Source organism: Actinoalloteichus spitiensis RMV-1378, from assembly GCF_000239155.1.
Lineage (GTDB): Bacteria > Actinomycetota > Actinomycetes > Mycobacteriales > Pseudonocardiaceae > Actinoalloteichus_B > Actinoalloteichus_B spitiensis.
The window spans coordinates 1-8,738 of record NZ_AGVX02000218.1 but is presented as its reverse complement, the minus strand read 5'-3'; the positions used below and the strand labels follow the sequence as shown (position 1 = coordinate 8,738).

Annotated in this window: 6 protein-coding genes; 1 reads left to right on the top strand and 5 read right to left on the bottom strand. The window is 72.4% G+C overall.

Annotated elements, in window-relative coordinates:
• Positions 1 to 37: 37 nt before the first annotated feature.
• Positions 38 to 3,199, bottom strand: coding sequence for an efflux RND transporter permease subunit (locus ACTIDRAF_RS0211150; RefSeq protein WP_016698822.1), 3,162 nt, complete (start codon positions 3,197 to 3,199; stop codon positions 38 to 40).
• 136 nt (positions 3,200 to 3,335) lie between these two features.
• Between ACTIDRAF_RS0211150 and ACTIDRAF_RS28340 the strand changes: the two genes are divergently transcribed.
• The gene (locus tag ACTIDRAF_RS28340) at positions 3,336 to 3,842 is read left to right on the top strand and encodes a MarR family winged helix-turn-helix transcriptional regulator (protein ID WP_016698821.1); all 507 of its coding nucleotides are present in this window, start codon (positions 3,336 to 3,338) and stop codon (positions 3,840 to 3,842) included.
• Between the two features lie 60 nt (positions 3,843 to 3,902).
• Here the strand turns inward: ACTIDRAF_RS28340 and ACTIDRAF_RS0211140 are convergent, their stop codons facing one another.
• The 4 genes from ACTIDRAF_RS0211140 to ACTIDRAF_RS0211125 form a co-directional block, all read right to left on the bottom strand.
• Positions 3,903 to 4,199: an iron-sulfur cluster biosynthesis family protein gene (locus ACTIDRAF_RS0211140; RefSeq protein ID WP_016698820.1), complete on the bottom strand. Its 297-nt coding sequence runs from the start codon at positions 4,197 to 4,199 to the stop codon at positions 3,903 to 3,905.
• Positions 4,200 to 4,300: 101 nt separating this feature from the next.
• Complete coding sequence (locus tag ACTIDRAF_RS28335; protein WP_245533499.1) at positions 4,301 to 5,983, bottom strand: ABC transporter ATP-binding protein; 1,683 nt, start codon at positions 5,981 to 5,983, stop codon at positions 4,301 to 4,303.
• Positions 5,984 to 6,000: 17 nt separating this feature from the next.
• Positions 6,001 to 7,665 carry an ABC transporter ATP-binding protein/permease gene (locus tag ACTIDRAF_RS28330; protein ID WP_016698818.1) on the bottom strand — a complete coding sequence of 555 codons (1,665 nt, stop codon included), beginning with the start codon at positions 7,663 to 7,665 and terminating at the stop codon, positions 6,001 to 6,003.
• The gene (locus ACTIDRAF_RS0211125; protein WP_016698817.1) at positions 7,662 to 8,675 is read right to left on the bottom strand and encodes an ABC transporter substrate-binding protein; all 1,014 of its coding nucleotides are present in this window, start codon (positions 8,673 to 8,675) and stop codon (positions 7,662 to 7,664) included. Before ACTIDRAF_RS0211125 ends, ACTIDRAF_RS28330 begins: the two co-directional genes overlap by 4 nt.
• Between the last annotated feature and the right edge of the window lie 63 nt (positions 8,676 to 8,738).

The window sequence follows — 8,738 nt, the reverse complement described above, 5'->3', positions numbered from 1 at the left end:
CCGAGCTCCGCCCCGCCGCACCGGCCGTCCCGGCCCGTCACTCGGCCGGTGCCACCTCCTCGGTGCCGTTGCCGTCCGCGGGCTCCCCTCGGCTCCGCCGCCGTTCCGCACGGCTGGCGAGCCGCTCGCGGCCGTTCTCCACGATGGTGTAGAGCGCGGGGACCAGGGCCAGCGTCAGCAGCGTTGACGTGACGAGTCCGCCGATCACCACCAGGGCCAGCGGCCGCGAGATGAACCCACCGTCGCCGGTGATGCCCAGTGCCATCGGTACCAGGGCGAAGATGGTGGCGGCGGCCGTCATGAGGATCGGGCGGAGCCGGCGGCGCCCGCCCTCCACCACGGCATCCTGGACGCTCATCCCCCGGTCGCGGTACTGGTTGATGAGGTCGATCAGGACGATCGCGTTCGTGACCACGATGCCGATCAGCATCAGCATGCCGATCAGGGCGGGAACGCCGAGCGCGGTGCCCGTGACCAGCAGCAGGCCGACGGCGCCCGTGGCGGCGAAGGGCACCGACACGAGCAGGATGAGCGGTTGGACCAGGCTCCGGAAGGTGCCGACCATGATCACGAACACGATCGCCACCGCCAGGAACAGGGCCAGTTGGAGCTCGGCGAAGGCGTCGTCCTGGTCGGCCGTCACCCCGCCCAGCGAGTAGGAGGCACCGGCCGGGAGGTCGACGGCGTCGAGCGCGCGGATCAGCTCGGCGCTGGTGGCGCCGATGTTCTGCGAGGTCGCGGTGGCCGTCACGGTGGCGCTCCTGAAGCCGTCGATCCGCTTGAGCTGCACCGGGCCCTCCGCCTCGGAGACCTCGGCGACCTCGGCCAACCGGACCGGGCCAGCCGGTGTCGGCAGCGTCAGCTGGCGAACCTCCTCGGGAGTGGCGGGAGCCTCCACCGTGCGCAGGACGACGTCCCGAGGTTCCTCGCCGATGGTCAGTTCGCCGACCGGGGCGCCCCGGAACGTCTGCGCGACCAGCTGCCCGATCGCGCCCTCGGACAGGCCGCGCGCGGCGGCCGCCTCGCGGTCCACGGCCACCCGGATGCGGGGGACCGACTCACTCAGGTCGCTGGTCACGTCGGTGACGTCGTCGAGGCCCGCCATGGTCTCCCGCACGAGGTCCGTGGCGGTGAGGAGGTCGTCCTGGTCGGGTGCCTGCACGTTGACCTGGAGCTGGCTGGTGTTGAACCCGCCGCCACCGGCGCCGACGGTGATCTCGCCGACGTCGGTGAGCCCCGCGACCCGGTCCCGGACCGCACCCTCCACCTCGGTGGCGTCCGCGTCCTCGTCGAGGGTGAGCGAGAAGCTGGCGGTGTCGGAGCCGCCGCCGAACAGGGCCGCGATGCCCGTGCCGCCGCCGACGGTGACCTGGTAGGCGCTCACCTCCGGGATGTCGGCGAGCACCTCCTCGACCTCCCGGGCGGCGGCGTCGGTGGCCTCCAGGCTGGTTCCCGCCGGCATCTCCTGCCGGAGGCTGAGGGTGTTCTGCCCGGACGCGTCGAGGAAGTTCGTCTCCAACCGGGGGACCATCGCCACGGTGCCGACCAGGACCAGGGCGGCGATCCCGACGGTGGCCCACCGGCGCACCGTGGCGAACCGCAGGACCGGCAGGTAGACGCGCTGCAACCACGACCGGCGTTCGCGTTCGGCCGCCGCCGCCTCGATCCCGTCCCGGGTGTCGTCGTCCTCCTCGGGGGCGTCGTCACCCCTGACGCCGACCTCGGACCGCAGGAACCAGTAGGCGAGGACCGGGATGATGGTCAGCGCCACGAGCAGGGAGCCCAGCAGGGCGACCGCGCTGGTGAAGGCGAAGGCGCTGAACAGCTCGCCCACGATCCCCCCGGCGAAGGCGATGGGGGCGAAGACGGCGACCGTGGTCAGGGTGGACGCGGTGATCGCGCCGGCGACCTCGCGGACCCCGTCGAGCACGGCGCGCCGCCGGTCCGCGGTGTAGGAGAGATGTCGTTTGATGTTCTCCAGCACGACGATCGAGTCGTCCACGACCCGGCCGACCGAGATGGTCAGCGCTCCCAGCGTGAGCATGTTCAGGGAGAGACCACCCGCCCACATGGCGAGGAGCGCGACCACCAGCGACAGCGGGATGGACACCGCGGTGACGATGGTGGACCGGAAGGAGAACAGGAACAGCAGGATGACGAGGATCGCGAAGACGAGTCCCAGCGCGCCCTCGGTGGTGAGGCCCTCGATGGACCGTTCGACGAAGGGGGCCTGGTCGAAGACGACGGTCAGTTCGGTGCCCTCACCCAGGGCCCGTTCGAGTTCGGGGAGCAGGTCCTGCACGGCGCGGGAGACCTCGACCGCGTTGCCCTCGGGCGTCAGGGTGACGCTGATCCCGAGGCTGTCGGAGCCGTTGGTGCGGGTCAGCGAGGTGGCGGCGTCCTCGGTCTCGGTGATCTCGGCGACGTCCCCCAGCCGCACCGGCCCCCCGGCTCCCACGGCGTCCGGGCCGGGGGTGAGGGGCAGCTCGGCCAGCTCCTCGACGGAGGTCAGCCGCTCGCCCGTGTGCACCGTGAGGGTCCGGTCGCCGTCGGTGACCGCGCCGGCGGGGAAGGGGGTTCCGTTGGCCTGGAGCGCGTCGGAGATGGCGGCAGGAGCGAGTCCCGCCCTGCCCAGGGCGGCCTGGTCCGGTGTGATGGTGACGGTGGTCGTCCGGGCCCCGCTGACGCTGGCCTCCCGGACACCGGTGACGGACTCGATGTCGGGCACGACGACGGTGTCCAACCGTTCGGCGAGCCATTCCGAGTCCCTGTCGGACGTCGCGGTCAACACCAGGGCCGGCAGCATGTCGGTACTGCCGGCGACGACCGTGGGGTCGACGTCCTCGGGCAGTTGGAGCCGGTTGACCGCGCGCTGCATCTCGTTGACGGCGTCGCCGATCGAGGTGCCGTAGTCGAACTGGACCTGGACGGAGGACAGGTTCTCCGTCGACACCGAGGTCAGTTCGGACACGCCCCGGGTGCCCCGGACGGCCGTCTCGATGGGCCGGGTCACCTGGTCCTCGACGAGGTCGGGTGCGGCGCCGGGGTACGGCGCGATGACGGCGGCGGCCGGTAACTCCATCGGTGGCAGGAGTTCCTGCTTCAGCGATGGGATGGCGAAGGCCCCGGCCACCGCCGCGACGACCGCGATCAGGGCGACCAGGGCACGGTTGGCCAGACTGAGCTTGGCCAGCTTCATGAACGACTCCCCAGCAAGGTTCGTTAGCCTCGACCAAACATTCTGCCTGAGGCTAATGACTAACCCGATTGGGGGCCGCTGCTAGCGTCTGCCGTTGCCCGGCGGACCGTCGGCGCGAGCGGATCGAGGAGAACCGGTGGCCGCGGAGAGAGAGCTCCTGCTCGACCGGGTGGTGGACGCCCTTCGAGACATCCAGCAGACCTTCGGCGTCGTGGAATCGCCGCTGCTCCAGGTCAACCTGACCATGCAACAGCTCCGCACCCTGGTCTACCTGGTGGTCAGACGAGGTTGCTCGAGCCAGGAGCTCAGCCGCCTGCTGGGGGTCAGCTCCGCCACCGTGACCGGCCTGGTGGACCGGCTGGAGAGCCAGGGGCTGGTCGTTCGTCGACCGGACCGCGACGACCGCCGTGTCCGTCACGTGCTGCCCACTCCGGAGGGCGACGCGCTCGTCGCCGAGGTCCAGGACAGCGGCACCGCATCCCTGCGGACGCTCCTGGTGGACCTGGAGGAGAGGGATCTGCGGGACCTCTCCCGGATCCTGCTGCGGCTGCGGGAGTTGGCCTTCGCCAGGGTGGGGCGTGCGGGAGTCGCGGCGGAGGGGCCAGCGGCCGGGCGGCCGGACACCCCCGGGGACCCGCCGTGACCGTCCCCAGCGGGCGGGGTCGTGGGGCGGCCGGCGTCGTCACCGAGCCGCCCCACCGCCTCACGTCTGCTGTTCGAGCAGCGCGAACGCCATCTCCCCGTCCTCGTCGGGCTGCACGTCGAGGACCTTGTCCCTGAGGTAGTCCACCGCGCCGGGCGACAGGAAGACCCGCGCCCCGGCCTCGGAGCCGACCACCTGGTCCTCCTGGTCGGGTTCACTGCACAGCGCGACCGAGAGAGCCGCGCCCTCCTCGTTCTCGGAGTCCACGTCGAAGCGCAGACCGCTGGTGTCGGGCTGTCCTTCGGCGTCCTTGAGAGCGTTGATCGCCTCGGCTGCGGCGTCGGTGACGGCGAGCATCCTGCGTTCCTCCCGGATCGACGGCGGGCTGTCTCCGTACCGCCGCCACCGTAGTCCAGACGGATCCGGCGCGCGTTCCCGGCGGGTTGGGAGGCGCGCCGTCAGGAGTTCTCGGGCACACGCCGTGACGGCGGGGGCCGGTCCTGACTGGTCTGACCACCGGCCTGGGTGGAACTCAGCTGCAGTGGGACCCGCCGGTCACACCGGGCGATGGTCTCCTCGCGGTGTGCGATGACCAGGATGGCGGTGTCGGTGAGCGAGGCCAGTACCTCGGCGACGGCGGCGTCGGCGTCGGCGTCGAGGCTCGCCGTGGCCTCGTCGAGCACGAGGACCCTCGGACGGAGGAGCAGTGCCCTCGCGATGGCGACCCGGGCACGCTGGCCCCCGGAGATCCCGTACCCCCGCTCCCCCACCTCCGTGGCCAGACCGTTCGGCAGGCCCACGCCGGGCGCCAGCAGGCCAGCCTGGCGCGCGGCACCGACCACCTCCTCCCGGGACGCGCCCGGCCGGCCGAGTCGGATGTTGCTCTCGATCGTGCCGCTCAGCAGGTCCAGGTCCTGGGGTACCACGCTGATCGCCGCCCGGAGCTCACGGTCGGACAACCGGTGCAGCGGGACGCCGTCCAGGGTGATCTCGCCGGCGTTCGGGTCCCACATCCGGAGGGCCAACATCGCGCAGGTGGTCTTGCCCGCGCCTGACGGGCCGGTGAGGGCGACCCGCTCTCCCGGCCGCACGGCGAAGGACAGGTCGGTCAGCACTGCGGGACCGTCGTCCCGGTAGCGGAAGCTCACCCGCCGGAACTCCAGGCCGGTGGCCGGAGCGGCGCTGTCGAGCGTCTCGGGCTCGGTGGGTTCGAGCGTCGCCGATGGGCGGTCGAGGACCCCCGCGATCCGCGCGCTGGCCGCGCGCAGGACCCCCAGGTTGCGCAACAGGTCGGCGAGCTGGCTGACCGGGCCGAGGGCTGCTGTCGCGAGGACGAGCGCGACGGGGGCCAGGCTGGTGTCGATCCCCTCGGGCCGCAGGGCGACGACCCCCACCGCACCGAACACCCCCAGGGATACCAGGCAGTCCGAGGCGGCACGCTCCACACCGACCCGCGCGCCGATCCGCGTCTGGACCGAGGTGAGGTGGCGGGTCCGCGCGGCCAGCCGGACGCGACGGCGGTCCAGCGCGTTGGCGGCGGCCAGCTCGCGCAGACCCTGCACGGTGTCCACGACGTCGGCGTTGAGCTCGGCTCCGGCCGCCGCGAGGGCGCTGCCCTGTGCGCGTCCGGACCGGAAGAGCCAGGGGAGCAACGCCGTGCACACGACCAGCGGGACCCACACCGCCAGCAGCCAGGGGGAGACCTGGAGCGAGAGGACCGCGGTCAGGAGCACCATGAGCAGGCTGGAGACACCCTGGGCGACGGTGTGCGCGTAGAGCCATTCCAGCCGGTCGACGTCCGCGAAGGCGACCGACACGAGGTCGCCCGTACGTCGGGAGCCCGACCGGTCGGGAAGGCTGCGGGCCAGCGCGCGGAAGACCCGGCCGCGCAGCTCCGCGAGGAGCCGGTAGGCGAGGTCGTGGGCGACCCACGACTCCCGCCAGGTGACCGTCGCGGTGAGCACCGCCGCCACCACCAGGGGGACGGCCAGCACGGCGATCGAGGTGGAGTCCGACGAGGCGGTCCGGCCGGCCAACCAGGCGCCCAGCACCGCCAGCGCGAGCACGCCGCACTGGGCGACCGTGTTGCAGAACACCGTCCACACCAGGGGAGACCGCTGGGTGGCGATCACGGGGAGCATCCGCACGACGGGACTCCTCACGGCCGCCCCACCCGGTCGGTGGACTCGACGACGCGTCCCTGGTCGAGGGTCACGACGGTGTGCGCGTCACGCAACGCCGAGGCCCGGTGGGCGATGACCAGTCGGGTTGGGCAGCGGGGGAAGTCGGCCAGTCGGGAGAGCACCCGGTCCTCGGTGTCGATGTCGAGAGCCGAGGTCGCCTCGTCGAGCACGAGCACCGGTCGAGCCGCCACCAGGGCCCGGGCGATCGCCAGTCGCTGCCGCTGTCCGCCGGAGAGCTGGCGACCGTTCTCCTCCAGCACGGTGTCGAACCCCTCGGGCAACGCCTCGACGAACTCCAGGGCGTCGGCGGTGTGGGCGGCGAGGCGAAGCTCCTCGCGAGTGGCGTCGGGACGTCCCAGGAGCAGGTTCTCCTCGATCGTGCCGTGGAAGAGGTGGGTTTCCTGTCCCACCACCGTGATGCTGGACCGCAGCGCCTCCAGCGTGTAGTCCGGCAGCGGGACACCGCCGAGTTCGATGACCCCCTGCTGGGGATCGACCTGCCGTTCGAGGAGTCGGGCGACGGTGCTCTTCCCCGCACCCGACGGTCCCACCAGCCCCACGGTCCGGCCGGAGGGACAGCGCAGCGTCACGTCCCGCACGCCACCCCCCGAGGAGTGCTGGAAGGTGACCTCCCGGAGCACGAGGTCGGCGTTCTCCTCGGCGGGGGCGCTGCGCTGGCCCGTGTCGGGTACGTCCGGCCGTGCGGCGAGAACCTCGTCGATACCGTCCACCGCGCCGAGCCCCTGGTAGCCGGCATGCCAGTGCGTGGACAGGTCGCTGATGGGTCGGAAGCACTCCCGGGCGCACAGCAGGAACACGAAGACCGCCCCGGTCGGCTGCTCCCCGGCGAGCACGCCCTGGGCCGCGACCAGGACGGTCAGCGCGACTCCCAGGTGCAGGGCCAGCGCGCTCACCCCGGCCTCGACGAGCGAGACCCGCAGCTGGGACATGGTCAGGAGGCGCAGCCGTTCCGACCGGCCGGACAGCTCCGCCGCCACCCGGTCGGTGGCGGCGAACATCCGCAGCACGGGAACGGCCTGGGTGGCCTCGAGGTGGTCCGCGGTGAGCCGGTCCAACGCCGCCCACCGCTGCCGGCCGGTCCGCAGGAGCCGGGCATCCCAGAACCGTGGCGCGACGACCGCGACGAGCACCGCCACCGCCACCACCGCCGCCGCGGGGAGCGAGACGGTGAACAGCCACGCGACGATGCCGAACGGGACCACCACGACCACGACGAGTTGGGGGAGGTAACGGCTGTAGTAGGCGTCCAGTGCCTCGACCCCGTCGACGACGGTGCTGGTGACCCGGCCCGCGCGGTCGCCGGCCGCCCAGGCAGGGCCGAGCGCGACCACGCGGCGGAGCAGGTCGTCGCGGAGCCTGGTGCGGATGGTGACGCCACACCGTGCGATGAGGAGCTCCCGCGCCCACAACAGCAGGGCGCGGACCGCCAGGACGGCGAGCCCGACGCCCACCGCGGTCGCCACCGTCGGGAGGTCGTCGGCGAGCAGGGCCGTGAGCGCGGTCGCGACGCTCAGGGCCTGTCCGAGGTAGGTGGCGGCGATGAGGAGGGACGCCGCCGCCACGACCACCACCTGCCATGCGACGACACGCGCGAGCGCCAGCAGCCGTCGGTGGATCACGAGGAGAAGGCTTCGGGGTGCAGTGCTTCGGCGATCGCCCGCACCACCTCGATGTTGCCCAGCGTCCCCGGCATGGTGTCCGCGGAGTTGATGGCGATGAGCCGGCCCTCACGGACCGCGGTCATCTCCGGGAAGGTGCTCGTCAGGTAGGACGCGGTGGCCTCCTCCTGCTCCGGTCCGCTGACCTTGAAGACCAGCGCGTCGGGGTTCTCCGCTGCCAGGACCTCCGGCGTGATCTGGGCGGCGAAGAAGTTGGAGAAGGCCTCGTCGTCGGGGGAGAAGACGTTGTCACCGCCGGCGCGGTGGATCATGTCGTACTCGATACCGGCACCGATCGCCGACAACGTGCGCCCCTCGACGTAGACCTGGGCCACAGTGGGGCGTTCGGCCTCCCGGATCCTCTCGTCCACCTCGTCGAGGTCGGCCCGGCCACGCTCCACGAGTGCGGCGGCCTCCTCCCGCACCCCGAAGATCTCCCCGAGGTTCTCGATGTCGACGAGCACGTCCTCCACCGTGCCCTCCATCCGCCGCTCGGCGCAGCCGCCGGTCGCCACGTACGCCGTAACACCGGCCTCGTCGAGCTGCTCGAGGCTCGCGAACCCCTGCTCGGCGGTGAACTCGTAGGTCGTCGGGGAGAACACGAAGTCCGGTTCGACGGCGAGCAGGTCCTCACGGGCCGGCGGGGCGGCCTGCCCCAGCACGGGCACGTCGGAGGCCAGCTCCGCGACATCGTCGGGCAGCGGAGCGCTCTGGGTCTGCGCCTGCCCCACCAGCAGGTCAGCCAGCCCCAGCCGGAGCAGCAGTTCCGTGGGTCCCGGGCTCAGGCCCACCGCCGCCGTGGGCGGTTCCGCCACCAGGATCTCCCGCCCGCAGTTGTCGATCGTCACGCCCTCGCCCGGGGTGCCCGAGGGGGGAGCCGAGGAGTCCGCGGTCACCGAGGAACCGCACCCGGCGACGAGCACGACGGAGGTGAGCAGAACGGACGTGCGAGCGGCTGTCGAGGACCTCATGGTCGTTCACCTGTTCTCCCGGGACCGGGGTGGGGGGCGGGGGGAGCGAAGGCCAGCAGGGGG